We start from the raw sequence: 19,350 nt of genomic DNA, 5'->3' as shown, positions 1-19,350 counted from the left end.
TCCGTAAAGAATATGGTCAAAAACCATAACCCACCCCCATCCCCTCCCGGGAGGGGAGCAAGAGGGGTGGGTAGTGATGCTAACTGGGGAGAATTAGTCAGGCAATTAGAGTACAAAGCTGATTGGTATGGACGGGAATTAATCAAGATTGATAGATACTTTCCCAGTTCTAAGCGTTGCTCTAATTGTGGGCATATAGTAGAAAAATTACCTCTAAGTGTAAGAGAGTGGGATTGCCCAGAGTGTGGTCGTCACCATGACAGGGACATAAACGCTTCGGTAAATATTTTGGCTGCGGGAGGAGCAGTGTCAGTCTGTGGAGCGCGCTTTTAGACCTTCTGGGAATAAGTCTCGTTTATGCTGGTGCTAAGAAACAGAAAGTCTCTAACAGTGATGCTAGGGAATCCCGCGCTGTCTCGTAGAGCAACGTCGGGAGGATGTCAAGGTCGAAATTTTTATCAATATAAAATGGTAGAAAAAGTTATCAATCTTATCAATACTATTTTGTGATACTACGCGATCGCACTCCCACTCACTAATGCTATTTTCATTTTAATAAGCACTTACGCAGAGCGACAGACTTGTTATCAATATAGATCAAAATTGAGCGATAAGCAAAAATCCTGTATTTATTGCATATCAATACTTGTAGCGTTTATGAAAAGATTGCTCATACAGGGGCAAAATCGTGATTTTTCCCTAAAATATGGTCTTCGATAGCTCATTTGAACTTTTTTTGCCAAAATTAGTTTAAATTATAAATATGTTAATCAATTAATTATAAGTTTAATTAATATCAAAGTATTTTATAGTCTTATAAAAAAGAAGAAGCAGTTATTTCAGTTATCAGTTATAAGTTATAAGTTATCAGAAAATTAATATTTTTCTGTTGAAATATAGACAGCACTTCTCGATGTTATGAGGTACTTATATTTAGGGTTTTAGGGAATAGGGAATAGACAAAAAATATTCCCAATCGTCAGTTTTACATCATTAGTGCGGAATCTGCTGTAAATTATTATTTGAGAATCTTGTTAGAAATAGCTGAATAGGTTTTGTAAGTTATTCAGCTTTTTTATAGTCAAAATTTTATCGACATGAAATGGTAGGAAAAAGAGAAAATAATTCTGAATTTAATCAATACAATTTTTCAGTAAATAATTTTATAAAATCCTACTTTACCCATTAGGGCAGTCTCTAGAGCTGGTGCAGAAATAAGTGATATTTTAGAAGACAAATTTGTTGAGATAGCTAAGAGAAAAGAAAAAATTATTGAAGTTGCAGGATCTCCTAAAGGAGCAACTAAAAATCCTTATGATATTTACTTTATATATCAGTTTACCGAACAGGAGCAAGAATTAATTTGGATAGATATCAAGGCTACAAATACAGCTTACAAAAATAGTAATCCAGATATGGGAACTTACAAAAAATTTCTAGATTTTTTCAAGAATGGAAATTATTTTGCTGTCTATTGTAAATTGGCTTATATTCAGGATAAAAATGGTCTGAGATTTGTAGAAACTCCAAGTGGTCAAATGGTTAATATTTTTTTATTGAAAGATATTAATTCTTCTTTTAGGATTCAGCCAAATAATCAATTACAAGTTAACTATGCTGCTTATCCTCAACCTCGAAGTTTAACTGAATTTCTTGATTGACTAAAAGAAAAAGTACAAGCTTCTTTAGTCAGAAAGCAGCAAAAGATAGAAAAGGAAATTAATAAATTAGAATTTGAGTTTGATGATGTCAAACAAGAAGTGATCAAGACTCTATCTCGCTAATTTCTAGATTGGTAAATTTTAGTTCTTGGCAAATCAGGTTATCAATTTTATTTATATCCATGGGGTGAATACTAATAATTTTCTCAAAAAATTAGCTTTTTTTCATCTAGCCAAAAAGGTAGTCTTTTCAAATGGCTGATTTTGATTTGAGGCTATGATTTAGGATTTTTCCCGATGCCATTCATCTATGCCCTGCTTTGAACTAAAGGGTATAACTATTAAGTTGCCCATAAATTTTGACATTCTTGTATTACTTTAATCGAGTACTCTAATAAAAATTAGAGTCATTCTAATAGTAGTCTATGCCATTTTGCGATCGCTTTTAGCACGCCTTCAGGGATCGCATTTTTTTCATAATGCTTTCATTCATTTTTATAAGCTTATACGCAGAGCGACAGACTTACTTCCAATATACATCAAAAATTGGTGTTGAGCAAAAATCTTGTATTTCTTGCATATCAATACTTATAGCGTTTATTGAAAGATTGTTTATAGAGGCGCGAAATCGCTATTTTTCCAAAAATTTTCACCCTAAATAGCTAAGTTGAACTTTTTTTGTCAAAATCAGTTTAAATTACAAATCTATAAAGCAAAAACTATAACCTTAACTAATATAAAATTATTTTTTAGTCGTATAAAAAAGAGTAAAGGTAGCTACTCAACTCTAGAAAACCTTATAGAGAGCAGCTTTGAGATAACTTCAGCAGATAAGTAAAATCAAAAAATTGAGGAAAAATTTATCGAGGTAATTGTTCATTATTAATTATTAATTATTGAAAAGAATCTTTAGTGAGAAGGCAACAAAAGATAGAGAGAAGAATTAATAAATTAGAATCAGAGCTTAATGATTTCAAACAAGAAGTGAGAAGGACTCTATTTTACTAACTTCTTGATTAGTCAATTTTAGCTCTTCGTAAATGAGGCAATCAATTTTATTCCGGTCTATAGGGCTGAGACTAATAATTTTTTCAAAAAACAAACTTTTTTCATCCAACCAAAAAGGTAATCTTTTTAAATCACTGACTTTGATTTGAGGCTGTTGCTTAGGATTTTTTCTAATAACATTCATCTGATATGCCAGATATAAATATAATTTCGAGTTGAGTAAGCGTTCCGTATAAATTAAAATATTTTCCCAGTTTTCCTTTTGAAAATTAGAATAAATAGGAGTTAATACATATAAACTATTATTTGCCATAAAATTTTCATTAGTAAATTTGGCAATTAAGCGATCGCTTGATTGTCTAATAAAAACTTTAGGCGATCGGTAAATTTCCAGTTGACCTAAACCAATACGCTTTTTATTTTTAATACCTTCTTTCTCCAATCTAACTCTAATTTCTTCACTAAGTCGAAGTTGCAATTCATAATCATATTTAATGTAATGAGAAAATTCAAAAGGTTTATCTGGAGATGACAAAGATTTTCCTCCTTCAAGGTAAGGCATAATTAATCCAGATTTATCTCTTTGATAATCTTCTTTAGTAACTAAAAATTTTTCAGTTAAATTTAACAACATACAACAGGTTCTAATTGATTTTCTGGGAAAATAGTCAACCAATAGTTGATTCTGAGTAAGCTTATCTAAAATTGAGTTTGAGTGAGATATACTGACTCTACATTCGACATCTTTCAACCATTTATCCTGATTTATTTGCTGAATTTTATTCTGAGAAAAATCTTCTATTAAAACAGGTTGTTTCGGATAAATATTAGTAATATGCCAAATTGTTTGACCACTAGCGACATTCTCAAAATCAGCTAAACCCATCTGAATAGATTTAATTTGGAAATTTTCAATAATCCACTTGCGAATATAATAGGCTGAGGTTTCGTAAATGGAATTATCTAGCAAGTAAATTAAATGACCACCTTTTGTGAGTATATTTAAACCATGTTCGATGAAAAACATATACAAATTTAATTTGCCATTTTTTACTAAATCAGGAATAAACTCATAATTACTTAAATAATATTCTCTATGACTTTCTGGCAATTTTTTACTCCGTCTGCCATAAAAAGTCACAAAAGGTGGGTTGCCGAAAATGTAATCAAATTTCAGTTCTTTTTTGATGTTAATTACTGGTTTTGAGTCTTTGTAGATAATGTTAAAATCATTAATAAAGTCAAATCCCTGTGAGGCTTTAGCCGTAAAATCTGTATGATAAAAATTTAGGTCTTGATAGGTAGAAATATCAATACTAAAAAATTGCTCTAGTTCTAATAAAAACCGAATTTTACAAATTTCTAGAGCTTCCCAATCTATATCAAATCCATAGATTGACTTTAAGAGTTCATCCACAGAATTAAAATGAAATTTAGTCAGTAGTTGTCTAGTCAATGCCAGAATAAAATTACCAGTACCAACGGCAGGGTCTAAATATTTAAAATTTGGTTGAAATTCGATTTGTGAAATAATTTTTTTGACTAAACCCTCAGAAGTGTAAAATGCTCCTAAACGGGGAGAACGAGATTTTTCAAATATTTCTAGGTTAGTTACATCAGATTTAATATTTTGCTTTCCAGATAAAAGGATTTTCTCAATCAAAAAGTCTCTTAAATGATGATTTTTCAGGTTAACAATTAAGCCATAAGCAACATCTTGAAATTCAGGAGTTAGATTCAGCTTATTCTGACTATTTGTGATACTTCTTATATCATCGGGATTATTTGTTTCTAATCTCAAAATTTTTCCTGCCTTTAAATTATATGAATAATAGTAATTAGGGGTTACTTATTAAATATCAAAGCACTGCTAAATATAAGGTTTTAGCCTTTTTTTTGCTTTTAAAAAATGCCTAGTTTTAAGTCTAAAACGCTCAAAAATTTAGTATTTTAGGCGCATAGTTGGGCACAAAAATAATTCTTACAATTCTTACTTCTACCTCCTTGCTCATTCCTATTTCTCCTGTCTCCCCCTCCTGGGAGGGGTTAGGGGTGGGTTGTCTCCTGTCTCCTACCCCTACTAAAAGACTTTTGAGCGCAAACCCTAATTATAGGTAAGCATTTAGCCGTCAGCTAGCCTCCTATCGGAGGAACTACGTTATCAGCAATCAGCTATTGCTTTTAGTTTTATACCAATTCCCAAAAATAATGCTATACTTCCGATGCGACTTCAGTTATTAAGTAATAATAATGCTTCAGTAATGTTTGTAAAGATTATCGGCATTAAACCAAAATATCTTATGTCTTTTAACCCTACTCCCTACTCCCTACTCCCTACTCCCTACTCCCTACTCTCAAGGAGATGTAGCAATAATGCGTGAGAAATGGTATTAGATAAAAGCTTTACTAATTGAGAAAGAATTTATACTTAACTATAAAAGCTGGTTGAAACAGTCTATTTTCATTAAAACACCCTTATGAGAGCTGAGAGCTGACAGCTAATAGCTGAATGCTTAAAATTATAGAATATGAAAAAAGTAAATGTTTTAGGAATTGATGGCGGTGGCACCAAAACAGAAGTAGTTTTAATGGATGAAAATTATCAAGTTATTGGTAGTGCTAAAAGCGGTCCGTCAAATTATCAAAGTGTAGGAATTGAAGTGGCAAAAAAATCGATTAAAACCGCTATTAATCAAGCCATTACTAACAGTAATAGCCATCACGAAATTTCCGGTATTTGTTTAGGTTTAGCAGGAGTGGGAAGACCAGAAGATGTTCGAGTAGTAGAAAATTTCCTCCAAGAAATTATTGCTAATCTGCCGATAAAATGGGATTTGCAGCCAAATACAATAATTATTTGTAGCGACAGCCCGATCGCTCTGGTCGGTGGTATTGGTCATTCCGTAGGTATTGTTACTATGGCCGGTACAGGCTCTCAAATATTCGGCCAAAATAGTCAGGGGTTAACTAAACGAGTTGGTGGTTGGGGCTATCTGTTGGGAGATGAAGGTAGTGGTTATAATATAGCTATTCGGGGTTTACAAGCAGCCTTGAAAAGTTATGATGGACGTGAATTACCCACGACTCTAATTACAGATTTTCAAGCATATCTGGGCCTAACAAATATTGAAAGTCTAATAGAAGTAATCTATCGTCGTGGATGGGGTCCAACACAGATAGCAGCACTTGCTCCTATTGTCTCCGCAGCCGCAGATAAGGGAGATAAGGTTGCTAAGAAAATTATCAACGATGCTGTAGAGGAGTTAAGCATAGCTACAAAAATTGTGATATCTACCTTATTTCAGCCCCACGAAACTTTTGAGGTTGTTACTATTGGAAGTGTCTGGAAGAGTATGATTAATTTTCGCAGTCAATTTGAAGATTCTATTATAGCGGTTGCTCCTGCTGCGAAAATCATCTGGCCTCGAAATCAACCAGCTTATGGTGCAGGAATTTTAGCCTTAAAAGCTATTGCTATGTAGGGTTTGCTGAAAAAGTCTTTTAGTGGGGGGAGGAGACAGGAGACAGGAGACAGGAGACAGGAGACAGGAGGAATGGGGAATTTAGAGGAGGCAGGAGTAAAAATTATCCCTTAATTTTTCTGCCCAACTATATCCACAAACACTAACTTTTTGAGCCTTATTAGCCGAAAATATGGTACTTTCTTTCAACTTAATAAGGCTGAAACTTTTATCTGTAAATACTTTTAGATTTAATCAGCAAGCCCTATGTAGGCAAAGAACAGGAAATTCAAAATCTTGTTATATAAAAATTTTAGCAATTTTCCCTTATAGCAGAAGAAGCAAGAAACAAGAAGGAAAAATCTTGCGTTATCTGAGTTTTAAGCTGTTAAGATGTCCTAATCTTTGCTTCAACTGCTATACCTTAAAAATTTAAATAACTGAGGTTGCACTACTATATCTAATCAGATATTTATTACACTACCGAACACTTTCTATTTGGAGAATATTACCTATGTTTAATTCAAAAACAAGCCGTTTTGGAACATCTTTATTATTAACTTTAGGTATGACATTAACCACAGCAACACCTCTAATTTCAAATCCTGCTATGGCTCAATTTTATCGACGAAAACCGTTTCTTGGGAACCAACAAAGTCAAATTCCAAATAACCAACAAAGTCAAATTCCAAATAACCAACAAAGTCAAATTCCAAACAACCAACGAAGACCATTTTCTGTAGCGGGAATACCAGCAGGAACACTTATCCCTGTCGAATATGAGGAAGCAGAAAAAGTAGTCCTGAGTCCAGATGAATCTATGAGATTAAGGCTAACAGTAGCACAAGATATTCGAGATGTTCAAGGAAGAGTAATTATACCCTTTGGCAGTCTAATAGAAGGTCAACTACAACCTGTTTCAGATGGTACTCAATTTTTTGCCGAACAATTAATTATCCGCGGTCGCAGAAGGTTTCGTTTTGACGCTATTTCTAGGGTGGTTACCGATACTGAAAGAATTAGACAGGGTGCTGATGCTGGAGATATTTTGAAGGGTGCCGCTGTGGGTGCTGCAGCAGCTACTTTACTATCTGGTATTACTGGGGATAAAGTAATTGCGACAGAAAGAGTATTAGCTGGTGCTGGGTTGGGTGCTTTAGCTGGAGTATTATTGGGTCGGGAAAAAGCAGAGGTAGTCGTGATTTATCCAGAGGAAGATTTAGACTTGAGATTACGGTCTGATTTTGCATTGCGTTAATTTATATCAAATCAGGTTAAACAGTTATAGATTGGTTCAGTCAGGAGGAGTCAGAATTCAGGACTCAGGAGTCATATCATGTCCGGTTGAATAATTAGACTTTGGTGTACAGAAGGCAGGAGGCATCCCCCTACCCCCCTTTGAAAGGGGGGGAGGCAGAAGGTTTTCTCAAGAGTGTCACCTTAATTTTATACACGCTCCGATGCTACCGGACATGATATCAGGAGGAGAGAGAATTACTTTGATGAGCGTAGTTATGATAATTGGAGATTTTTTTGATGTCCAATTCTCCCGGATTTGATGTTACACAGGACCTACGCACGAGGCACAAAAAAGTAGGGTTTGAGATTGTTTCCCTATGGGTTGCTTCGGATGGAAATACTTTCTACTGCGTAAGTCCTATTACATCATAAAGAATCAAGATTTATAGCAAATATTCATCCAGATGGCATGAGTGGTAGTTATACTAGATTAGAGTTTGCTGAAAAAGTCTTTTTAAGGAGCGGGGGAGTAGAGGAGTAGGGGAGTAGGGGAGTAGAGGAGTAGGGGAGAATTTTTTTGCCCAACTCTTGTTGCTAAAAATGTTAACTTTTTGAGCAACAAGAGTTGAAAACCATGTACTTTTTCAATGTCTAAAAAGGCTAAAACCTTTATCTGGTAATTATTTTAAATTTAATCAGCAAACCCTAGATTAAATGTGCATTAGCCTTATACAACTTGATTGAGATCAATTTCTAATAATTGAGTGATTTAAAAGCCGATCCTATCTATACACTAATTCACCAACGCTAAAACTTCCTTCTTTATTTCCTCCTGACTCCTGACTCCTGACTCCTCCAAAGTATTCAACCAGACATAATATAACGTTATCTGTCAGGTACTAAAGTTGATCGTCTAATTGTTCAAAACTTTGAGTTTTCAATTTATTCAAAGCAGATTTAGCTGCGGCTTGTTCGGCAGCTTTAATTGATGGTCCCTTACCCATGCCAAGCTTCTTACCTTTAAACCAAACTTCTGCAAAGAAACGTCCGCGATCGCCATGAATCTTATTTGTTTCCTCAACTTGATAATTTGGCAGTGTTTTGTAATGACCTTGAGTCCATTCTTGGAGAGCTGCTTTATAATTTTGCCTAGCTGGATCGCTGCGAATTTCTGCAATCAAGACTTCAAAGTGAGAGTCTAACCAAGGGCGAATTAATTCTAAACTATTCGTGCTTAAATAAAGAGCAGCTAAAACAGCTTCAAAAGAATCTGCTATTCGTGATTCTTCTCCAGCTCGATCTCCTGCTGCACTTTTAGATACCAGTAAATAACGACTCCACCCATATTTATTTGCAATTTGTGCTAGAGAGCGATCGCTCACCAAAATAGAACGAATGGCGGCAAATTCTCCTACTGGGTAATTTGAATATTTTTCAAATAGTAACTCGGCAGCTACCAGTCGTACTACTGCATCACCTACAAACTCTAATTGTTCATAGTTATGTGTTGAGGAAACTGTAGAATGGGTTAAAGCCAAATCTAGTAAATTCCATTTTATTGCTGCTTGTTGAGGTATGGATAACTTTTCTATTAGAGATTGAAGTTGCTTTTGGCGAGGATGATATATTTGAGTCATTGTTTGGATGGTTGTGGTATCTCCCAGTTTATTTGTTTACTTTTAGGGTTTAGGAAGAGCAAAAATAAATTATCCAAATTTTGGACTCTCTTACTACCTACTCCCTGCTTTGCTAAGTTCAGTGCAATGGAATATTCGTTTCAGGACTTACCCATGAGGTCCGAAAAACTAGGAATATTCGTTTCAGGACTTACCCATGAGGTCCGAAAAACATGGATTTGAGGTTGCTTTCCATTCCGGAATGCTCCGCAAACCCTGTCGGTTGTTTCGGACGAAAATACGCTGTAATGCGTAAGTCCTATATTTATTTTTACAGTTAAATAATCTATAATATTATTACATATAGAAAGGTAGAGAAGATATATCGATCTAGCGTCTAAATTACCAAACCTCAGAAGACTTATATCATGTCCGGGTAATAGCGTGATAATTCTTTCCCTTCTACCTTCTGTCCTCTGCCTTCCTTGAGAAAGATATATCGATCTAGCGTCTAAATTACCAAACCTCAGAAGACTTATATCATGTCCGGATAATAGCGTGATAATTCTTTCCCTTCTACCTTCTGTCCTCTGCCTTCCTTGAGAAAGATATATCGATACTAGCGTCTAAATTACCAAACCTCAGAAGACTTATATCATATCCGGATAATAGTGTGATAATTCTTTCCCTTCTACCTTCTGTCCTCTGCCTTCCTTGAGAAAGATATATAGATCTAGCGTCTAAATTACCAAACCTCAGAAGACTTATATCATATCCGGATAATAGCGTGATATTTTCCCTTATGCCTTCTGCCTTCCTTCCTCCCAAGTGTAAATATTCAACAGGACATGATATTACCAAGGATTACCAATTAATGTAAAAGCTGACCAATAATAAGGGTGGGAAAAAATTTCATTACCAAACTCTGATAATTCTGGTGGTAGTTGTAACTCTCCCTTAGTTCCACTTAACTCACCCATATTTATACCTACTTCCCCTCGTATCATTGCAATTTGAGCTTGTCGGAGTGCTTCTGCTCTCAGTAGTGTTTTTTGCAAGTGTTGATAAAATTCTGTCATTAGTGCCAATGTTCCGATATCGCTGACATTCCACAAACTTGCTAATGCCGATCTAACTCCTGACTTTACCGTTAACCCTGCAAAACCCAATTCTGCTTGTTCATCTCCCAAAGCAGTGCGACAAGCACTTAAAACTAATAATTCTACTGGGGGGTCATTCAGTTTTAATTTTTCTATTTCATCTAACCCGATTTGTTCATCATTCCAAAACTGTATATAAGACCGCTCTGGTTTTCCTGGTCGAAACTCTGCATGAGTAGCTAAATGAACTATTTCATAAGATTTTTTTTGTCGTTGTTCTTGTAAATTGTTAACCGTGAAATCTTGATTCATTAAAGCATTACCTTGCCATGAAAATCGTGTGATTTTGTTAATTTCTACTGGTACTGCTGGCAAAGGTTCTAGTTCTTTAAATTCTGATGCTCCCATTGCTAATATTTGAGCATTTTTAATTTTATTATAGTTAGTATCTATCAGATTAAATGCTGGAATTCTAGTAAGAGCATACTTTTCTATCAAAAAATTTTCTCCATCATGTAATGCTGCTAATGGTAAAGTTCGTAAACCCATACCTAAGCAAAACATAATAGTATCTATTTTTTCCCGTTCTAAAGTCGGCTCTAATGGTTTTACCATCCATTCATGTAATTTTTGTGCTGGTCCTAAGTATGATTTAGTATTGCGTTTTCTAGGATTTGTAATTTCTACATTTAGCCTTCTAACTGTATTAATTAACTGTGGTCTATCAGCATCAGTAACACTATAAATTTCTGGTTTTTTCCCTGGAGTTATTAATACTAACTGCATTTGCTTCGCTCGTTGCCAAACCCAGATAACAGCAGGTTTTGTACCAGTTTGTTGAGATATATTTGAAAGGGTTTCAGCGATACCTTCAGCTGTTACTGAAAAGTCAGCTAGATTTTCATCAAAGTAATTTTCATAGTCTCTTTCCCAATGTTGCTCAACTTGATTTACTGCTTCAATAAAGTCTTTCTGTTCTAAAAATCTATCCCAGTCCTCTTCTTTTACAGCGATCGCTGATTGTTTTACCAGCAGAATATTTAAGATAATAGTACTAAAAAAAATTAAGATAAATAATAAACAAAAAATAATTCTTTTTTTCCATTTCTGATGATACATAGTTTTACTCCACAGGCTAGTATTACTGATTCAAATATATTTTTCTATCCCTAGCAATCCTACTTGAGTTGTGCAAAAAATATCTGAGAAGTTAGGAAATATTACTAGCTTTTAATAATACCATAAATTTGCTTTTTTGTCAAAATAAAATTTCGCTTTTGAGTAAATATTTAAATTATTCGGTAATTTTCCATACTATTAAAAAATTTTGCGAATATGCAAATATTCGGTAGTTATTACATCGAACGAGGTGTAAAAATGAATCATATTTTTTCCATAAGCATTGCCTTAAGTGCATCTGCTCTAACTATAGGGATACTTCCTGTGTCTGCTGCAAATTTCAACTCCGATAATTCCAGTTTGGATTTTTCTCAAATGTTTATTTTTGGAGATAGTCTTTCAGATACAGGAAATGCTTTTAGTCTCAGAGGTGGAGTATCTCCTGGAAACTCCCTCTCTTTTGAGGATAGATTTTCTAACGGACCTGGATCTATTTGGGTAGAATTTCTAGCATCATCTTTAGATTTAAATCCTACAGCTTTTTTTACTAACTTTTCTGTTTCACCTGATGGAGCAAACTATGCTATTGGTGGTTCTGTCAGCGGAGACAAGAATATTAATGGCAATCCTCGAGGTTTACAGCAGCAACTTGAGAGTTTTATTAGTCCTCTGTTAGCAACAGATAGTTCAGCTAACTCTGAGGCACTATATACTATTTGGATTGGTGCCAATGATTATTCAGACCCTCTATCTAATACAGATATAGTTGTTAATAATATTTCTAATGCAATCGCCTCTTTATATAACGTAGGTGCCCGAAATTTTCTAATCCCTAACTTACCATCATTAGGTATTACTCCTTTAGCTACATTAAGAAATACATCTGATATTCTGAACGAGTTAACTGATGAGCATAACCAAAAATTAGAGGATGCGATCGCTCAATTAAATCAATCTTTGGTTGGAGCAAAAATCATTCTATTAGATGTTAACTCTCTTGTAGATGATAGAATTGAAAATTCCAGTCAGTTTGGTTTTACCAATGTAACAGATAGTTGGTCAGATACAGTACTAGCTTTTTGTCCAGATGCTTTTTTCGCAGAAGATGGTTCAGTAGAATCCTGTGATATCGATGTTCCCGATCCAGATGAATACTTATTCTGGGATCTAATTCATCCTACGGAAGCAGCTAATCAGTTCATAGCAAATGAAGCTCTATATGCTCTGAAATCTGAATATAATCAGACTATTCCTGAACCTACTTCTACATTAAGTTTATTTGGATTAGGTATAAGTTCATTAGCTATATCAGCTTTCAAACAGAAAGATAAACAAAAGCAGAAACAGAAAATATAATCAATAGACACCTCCAGAAAAGAGGGAACACCGGAGCTGGGAACAGGGAACAGGGAACCCACCCCTAACCCCTCCGGTGGAGGGGAATAATTGATAATTTCTGGATAAGAATTGATTTTATTTTTGATTTTTGGAGATGTCTAATATCTTTGAAGAGCTATGAATAAGACTGTAGAGATGTTTCATAAAGCATCTCTACAAGTTTGTGAAATATTAACAGGACTTACGAATGAACGCTATTGGTAGTGGATTGTTTCACCTAAAATAGTGCAGAGCGCTTTTTTCGTCACCCCATCCCCCCATCACCCCATCCCCCCATCACCCCATCCCCCCATCACCCCATTTTCTAATGCAACATTTAAGATGAAACAGTCCAGTAGGGTGTGTTAGCGCTAGCGTAACTGAGCAGCACTCCATATATAGTGCCTTTGCGTAAGTCCTGATTAATTATTTGCACTCTAGCTGACTTCTAAGAGCTGTTTGCGCAGCACTTCACAGGAAATGCTTACCAAATTATACCTATTTCTTTCTCTAAAATCACCGAAAAACTCTTTTCTACCTACTGACTCAGTCCTCCTGAAAACTGTGAAATAATACATTTATTCAACAACACCAAAAAACAGGTAAACTAATGATAAAATTGTGAATCTTGATTGATTTTATAACTAACAAAAAAAGTATTTTATGAAGCATTAATAATGAAAATTTTTAACTTTTATGTCATAATTGAGATCCCTAAAAAATTTTGCGAATATGCAAATATTTGGTAGTTATTACATCGAACAGGGTGCAAAAATGAATCATGTTTTTTCCATAAGCATTGCCTTAAGTACATCTGCTCTAACTATGGGTATATTTCCTGTGTCTGCTGCAAATATCAACTCCGATAATTCCAATTTGGATTTTTCTCAAATGTTTATTTTCGGAGATAGTCTTTCAGATACAGGAAATTCTTTTAGTCAGACAGGTGGAGTATTTCCAGGAAACCCCCTCTCTTTTGAGGGTAGATTTTCTAACAGACCTATTTGGATAGAATCTCTAGCATCATCTTTAAACTTAAATCCTACAGCTTTTTTTACTAATTTTTCTGTTTCGCCCGATGGAGCTAACTATGCCACTGGTGGTTCTCTCAGCGGAGACCAGAATATTCTTGATGATTTTCCTCTAGGTTTACAGCAACAACTTGAAAGTTTTATTACTCCTCTGTTAGCAACAGATAATTCAGCTAACTCCGAAGCACTATATACCATTTGGACTGGTGCAAATGATTATCTTTTAGATCCTCTATTTACATTAGGTTTTACACCACAACCAGATGCACCACCTAATACAGATACAACTATTAATAATATTTCCAACGCGATCGCATCTTTATATAACATAGGCGCTCGCAACTTCCTCATCCCTAACTTACCATCATTAGGTATTAGTCCTTTAGCTACATTAACAAATACATCTAATATTCTGAACGAGTTAACTGATGAGCATAACCAAAAATTAGAGGATGCGATCGCTGAATTAAATCAATCTTTAGTTGGAGCAAAAATCATTCTATTAGATGTTAACTCTATTGTAGATGAGATATTTGAAAATCCTAGTCAGTTTAATGTTACCAATACAACAGACAGTTGGTCAGATACAGTACTAGCTTTTTGTCCAGATGCTTTTTTAGGAGCAGATGGTTCAGTAGAGTCCTGCGATATCGATGTTCCCGATTCAGATGAATACTTATTCTGGGATATAGTTCATCCTACAGAAGTATCTAATCAGATAGTCGCCGATAAAGCTTTATCTGCTCTCAAATCAGAATTTCAAACCGTTCCAGAACCTACTTCTACATTGAGCTTTGTGGGAATTGGCGCAAGTTTGTTTGCAATGTCAGCTTTCAAGCAGAAGTATAGCGCTGTGCGCAGGCAACAGGCAACAGCTCATCTGGCAACAGGGGAAATAAAAAAGGGTCTGGTTTAACCCTACACTGCATTACAGCAGTTTTCATTGTGGAATGGGCATCTTGCCCGTTCCCGTTCCTGATATTTTCACCTAAAAAAATGCTCCCATCTCCCCATCTCCCCACACTTCCCACACTTCCCCAGCAGGGCTGTTCTAAAGTATTGTAGATTTAAGGATGAGCGGGAGAACGGGAGTAATATCATGTTCGGATAATCAGTTATAAAAAAACTTTATCCCTTTTAACCCTTTCTTCCCTTCTGCTTTCCCCTCCTGGGAGGGGTTAGGGGTGGGTTGCCTTCTGCCTTCCTTCCTCCAAAGTGTAAGTATTCAACCGAACATGATATAATGGGGATAGTGGAACAGTGAAATTTGCCAAAATTTGCCGATTTTGAGCGCCAATAAGCGTATTTAAGCTCTGAGAGGATATTTAGTTCAACGCCGCTTAAAAGCCTGCATCCCCGTGTCTCCGTGTCTCCGCGTCCCCGTGTCTATTGAGAATGAAACAGCCCTGCCCCACTCCCCTACTCCCCCACTCCCCTACTCCCCTACTCCCCCACTTGCCCACTCAATACATAACTTTGCCTGTTCCGCCCAAAAATCAGAACCCCAATAAACAAAACAACTGGTTTCACACAATAATAACGCCCTAGTTTTTTCAGCAGATCCCTTGCCAGATTCTACAACCTTGGCATAATCTTGACTCAACTTTTCAACTGCTGCCAATACCTCTTGCCTTAAGTCTCCTTCTTGCCATTGCTGATGCCCCCCGATCCACGAACCCCCGGTTGACTTAAGTCTTACCTCTGTAGCTGAACCCTCTGATAAATATGTATCGATATATTGACTTACAGTCAGAAAACCTACATCAGACCAGCGATCGCTCTCCCGAAACAGAGGAACAAAAGAGTTCTTAAAATATTCAAACATCATCACATTACCATTTTCCCCATCAGAAGTCGGCACAACCAAAGCAGGCGGTTTCATTCCCACTTCTTGCCCACGATATCGCACATCACTAATACAACCCTCAGCATTTTGACCACTTTGCTGTCGAATACCCATATCCGTATCCCTAACCACACAGAGAATACGTTCCGACTCACCACCTGACTCTACCACCAACCAATGCACTCTATTTTCTAACTCTGGCGTACTCCAACCTTCAGGATGTTCCAATGCTGCATTGGGTAAAATAATCCATTCATAACCACACTTCTTCAACAGACGTATAAATCTCAATGCTTCAGCAGAGTCTCCTGTCATACCCATCTCCGGCAACCAAAACCCTCTGATCCGCGATAGTGCCTCTGCCCCAAATAGGTCCGCAAAGACTCGTCGCCATTCCATAATTTGAGCTTCATGGTCTCGTTCAGGAGTGGCCGGAAAATAGCAATGACTATATGCACTACCAGTAAATTCTATTGTGTCTGAATATTCTGTGAGAACTTCTCGCCAGAGACTAATTAAATCTCCTACTGGTTCATTATCAACGTGAAGATGAGAAAAAATACCATTAGTAGAAAGCTTGGCCATTTCTTCCAGCAATACCCCAGAGTAATCTACCATCATCCGAGGTTTATGGCCTTCTTGTGTGAGTTGTTTCGCATAACGGGCAGGATTTTTGTATGCTTGAGCAAACCATTGAGCATTCCAATGCTCTTCAGAGTTTTCTTCACCACCAAGCATTTTTTCTAAGTTGCCCTGTAGTTGACCATTATTCCAAATCGGAGGTTGATGAAAATGTAACCAGGGGACAAATATAGACAGATGATTGAGATTTGACACGTTCTGACACTCTTCCTGGTACTAAACTATTCATAGATTTATTACTTATAGCACTATTAAGAAAAGTTAGGAGTAGTTCTCATACCGTTTCACGGAATTCAAAAGTCAAAAGTCATGCATTATGATTTTATAGCTCAAAACTTTTATTTTTCAGTAATTTCAGCAAATTATTCGACATCTAAAGTTTGAAGCTATTTGTAACATTCTTTTTTCAAATTGGTATCAAATCTTGAAGCTCGATGGAACTTTTGGGGAGTTTCAGAAGCCAAACTTCAAATCTACAATTATTAGTTGACCGTCAAAAGCATAGAAACTAACTTTGTAAATGTTTTCGGCATTCACAGTTAATTGAGAATTTGGAGGAATATTTGAATTAGAGTCAAGCAAGTTGGAGGCAGACATTTCGTCTTTGGCCAAAAGTTCTTCATTTTGATTATAGGCTGACAAGATTGTTCGACGAGAACTGGTAACCACTCCACTGACAAACTTGACTGGAAATTTAAAGTGAATTTCTATTAGGCCACTTTTTGGCGCTCCCATTAATACTTTGACACCTGGAGAAACTGCAAAAGCAGGGTTTGAGGGTTCGATCGCAATTGCATTAGAGAAAGTTAAGCCCCAATTTCTAAACTGATGGTCTACTACTTCAAAGGATTTTAAATTTTCTAGGCCAAGGCGAATACAACTAGACATTGTTGAGAGTTGTAAGAGTTCTGATTTAGTCATTTCATCGTCAGGAATGGCTACGGTATATCTGTTGAAATTGTTGACCCTGAAGTTATTGGTTAGAGGATTGATATTTCGCGTTGTATCAATCGGAAAAGTCTTTAGCATTGGACATCCTTGATAAAATTGTAACTGCATCGAGGGGTCAGACCCCTCATTCTATTACTACTTATAGCTTATTCTTTAGAAATTTGCTTTGATCGGGAGAATTTTCAATTTATTTAGAACTTCACTTTGAGCATAGGAATTTTCGCTTTTGGAATGGTGCTTTGGGGATATTCCTCAAAACATTGCGTTAGCGAAGCGGCCCGTTAGCGCGATACCGCCTGCGTTGATGGTTCTGCCGTCACGTTGCTATGAAAGGTTTTCCCGACTTTGGCCAGGAATTGCCGAACTTGATGTATCTGCTATATAAGATATAAGGGAATAGCAGAAAATAAATTATCCCAATGTATCGTTAACTAGCTAATCTCTACTCCCTTACTTTTTCAATTTCTTCTCTACTCCCTACTCCCTACTCCCTACTCCCTTACTTTCATAGCTAATGGGATAATTTTTTATTTGGTAGTCCCTAAAAATTTAACCGAGTTTCTGATTAAAGCAGTGCTAGAAACTCGGTATCTGGAATTTTTGACCCAATTTTACAGCACTTTTTAGGAAGCGTGAGGTAGAGTTTTAAGATTAATATTTTTTCCCTACTCCATAAAGTCCTAAGATTTTGTACCTCATCAACTCCAAAACTGCTGTAAGTTTTAAGAATTATTTGTTGCTGACAAAACTTTAAGAGATAAAGCCAATTTCACCTTCAATATTAAATTTTTTTTGAGGATGTTCTTTTAAGAACAATTCCACTCCTTTTCGTACTTGTTGTCCCCAATAATCTAAACCAACATCGTGAAGAATAATTGTTCCTTCTGGTTTAATATAATTAGAAAGTAATGTTAGGTCTTGTTTGACAGCTTCTGTTCGATGATCTGCATCAAGAAATGCTAGGTCAAATGGTCCATATTCTTCACATATTTCTTGACCAATAATTTCTCTGTCTTCAAGGTTAATCCCATAATTTACAACTTTATCTAAATCTTCTTTGTTGGGAAAACCGCAAGAAAAAAAACCTCGTTTTAAGGTAAATCTTGTCAAAATTTCAAAGTGTTTAAGCACTTTTTCCACAAAATATAAATGAGTTTGTTTATTGTTCATTTCAAATTGTTTAACGCAAAGAAGATTTAGGAGTTCTACAGGAATATCGGCATCGACACAAACAATTTCGGACTCTGGCAGACACAACCCTAATACAGCAGTGGAAACTCCAACAAATGTGCCAATTTCTAATATTTTTTGAGGATTTTTTTGACGGCTGATATTAATCAATTTTTCTGCATCATCAAGTTTGACTGAGGCATTTTCAATAAATTCTCTTTCAAGTCCTTGGTTACTAAGAAAAGATATTGCTTTTTCTCTTGCTTCTTTGACAGTTATCATTATTACAGTGGCTTTTTTTCAAATATTAGTATCTTTATATTTTTAGCAGATTTTACAGGAGATGTGAACTTCAAAAATTAAATCCTGAAAGAACAATTAGGATGCTTCAACAATTAATAATTAGGGTTTGCTGAAAAAGTCTTATGGGTGAAGGTAGGAGACAGGAGACAACCTACCCCTAGCCCCTCCCAGGAGGGGAGGGGGACAGGAGAAATGGGAATTTGGAGGAGGTAGGAGCGGGCGTTTTGTCCCAAGATTGTTCTGCCCAACTCTTGACCAAAATCCTGAATTTTTGAACCACTACCACCTAAAACCTCGCACTTTTTCCAGACCTAAAATTGCTCAAACCAATATCAGTCAATACGCGCGATATTTAATCAGCAAACCCTAATTAATAATTAATACAACGTGTTCCACCAAGTGTGAGGTATACCCCTCGCGGGCAAGATGCCCGCACTTGCATTCATTTAATTATTAATATTTGTACTTCATATACTTGGAATATGCTGTAATTACTTCTCCTTGAAAATAAGAGAATTGACGCAAAAGGGAAATTTTTTTCTTCTCTTGGTCGATTGGATATGGCTCCAAGACCTAGCCATCTCACCCTACGGGAAGCTCCGCTTTTTCCGTTTGTCATGCTCCGCAAACATTTTGCGTAGCAAAACGACCATTTTTTTTCCTTTAAACCCACATTCCGCACTTCAGTTTGTATCATTAAAAGTAGTATATAAATCCGTAGCTTTGCAGGTATTTATACTATACAAATCATCTCAATTACTTTTTTCGTCGATCAAATAATGAAGTAAAAAATTTACGCATAAATACTTGCTTGATCGTATACTCG

Annotated in this window: 11 protein-coding genes and 1 pseudogene; 6 read left to right on the top strand and 6 right to left on the bottom strand. The window is 35.9% G+C overall.

The window, feature by feature from the left end; translation table 11 throughout:
• Positions 1-333 (top strand): RNA-guided endonuclease TnpB family protein (locus tag F6K54_RS21020; RefSeq protein ID WP_293081431.1); only part of this gene is annotated, 333 nt, incomplete at its 5' end.
• Positions 334-1,181: 848 nt separating this feature from the next.
• A pseudogene (locus F6K54_RS43830) lies at positions 1,182-1,661 on the top strand (hypothetical protein); the annotation flags it as partial.
• A 973-nt stretch (positions 1,662-2,634) separates the two neighbouring features.
• On the opposite strand, the gene F6K54_RS21010 reads toward F6K54_RS43830, so the two are convergent.
• Positions 2,635-4,470: an Eco57I restriction-modification methylase domain-containing protein gene (locus F6K54_RS21010; RefSeq protein ID WP_293081427.1), complete on the bottom strand. Its 1,836-nt coding sequence runs from the start codon at positions 4,468-4,470 to the stop codon at positions 2,635-2,637.
• A 727-nt stretch (positions 4,471-5,197) separates the two neighbouring features.
• Here F6K54_RS21010 and F6K54_RS21005 point away from each other — a divergent pair.
• Both F6K54_RS21005 and F6K54_RS21000 read left to right on the top strand, forming a co-directional pair.
• Complete coding sequence (locus F6K54_RS21005; protein WP_293081424.1) at positions 5,198-6,151, top strand: N-acetylglucosamine kinase; 954 nt, start codon at positions 5,198-5,200, stop codon at positions 6,149-6,151.
• 493 nt (positions 6,152-6,644) lie between these two features.
• A complete protein-coding gene (locus F6K54_RS21000) occupies positions 6,645-7,388 on the top strand; it encodes a hypothetical protein (protein WP_293081421.1) in 744 nt (247 codons plus the stop codon).
• 880 nt (positions 7,389-8,268) lie between these two features.
• Here F6K54_RS21000 and rnc read toward each other — a convergent pair.
• Both rnc and F6K54_RS20990 read right to left on the bottom strand, forming a co-directional pair.
• Positions 8,269-9,006, bottom strand: coding sequence for a ribonuclease III (gene rnc / locus F6K54_RS20995; protein WP_293081419.1), 738 nt, complete (start codon positions 9,004-9,006; stop codon positions 8,269-8,271).
• Positions 9,007-9,839: 833 nt separating this feature from the next.
• On the bottom strand, positions 9,840-11,204 hold the full coding sequence (locus F6K54_RS20990; protein ID WP_293081417.1) for a CHAT domain-containing protein: 1,365 nt from the start codon (positions 11,202-11,204) through the stop codon (positions 9,840-9,842).
• Positions 11,205-11,462: 258 nt separating this feature from the next.
• On the opposite strand from F6K54_RS20990, the gene F6K54_RS20985 reads away from it, so the two are divergent.
• Positions 11,463-12,560 (top strand): SGNH/GDSL hydrolase family protein, encoded by a 1,098-nt coding sequence (locus tag F6K54_RS20985; RefSeq protein ID WP_293081414.1) that lies wholly within the window; start codon positions 11,463-11,465, stop codon positions 12,558-12,560.
• Between the two features lie 753 nt (positions 12,561-13,313).
• Complete coding sequence (locus F6K54_RS20980) at positions 13,314-14,528, top strand: SGNH/GDSL hydrolase family protein (protein ID WP_293081412.1); 1,215 nt, start codon at positions 13,314-13,316, stop codon at positions 14,526-14,528.
• Positions 14,529-15,047: 519 nt separating this feature from the next.
• Here F6K54_RS20980 and F6K54_RS20975 read toward each other — a convergent pair.
• The 3 genes from F6K54_RS20975 to F6K54_RS20965 form a co-directional block, all read right to left on the bottom strand.
• Complete coding sequence (locus tag F6K54_RS20975; protein ID WP_293081410.1) at positions 15,048-16,295, bottom strand: glycoside hydrolase; 1,248 nt, start codon at positions 16,293-16,295, stop codon at positions 15,048-15,050.
• A gap of 258 nt (positions 16,296-16,553) precedes the next feature.
• The gene (locus F6K54_RS20970; RefSeq protein WP_293081408.1) at positions 16,554-17,129 is read right to left on the bottom strand and encodes a hypothetical protein; all 576 of its coding nucleotides are present in this window, start codon (positions 17,127-17,129) and stop codon (positions 16,554-16,556) included.
• Positions 17,130-17,801: 672 nt separating this feature from the next.
• Positions 17,802-18,503 carry a class I SAM-dependent methyltransferase gene (locus F6K54_RS20965; RefSeq protein WP_293081405.1) on the bottom strand — a complete coding sequence of 234 codons (702 nt, stop codon included), beginning with the start codon at positions 18,501-18,503 and terminating at the stop codon, positions 17,802-17,804.
• Positions 18,504-19,350 lie beyond the last annotated feature (847 nt).

It is taken from the genome of Okeania sp. SIO3B5, assembly GCF_010692555.1.
Lineage (GTDB): Bacteria > Cyanobacteriota > Cyanobacteriia > Cyanobacteriales > Microcoleaceae > Okeania.
The sequence above is the reverse complement of the archived record's forward strand: the minus strand, read 5'-3'. Positions and strand labels throughout refer to the sequence as shown.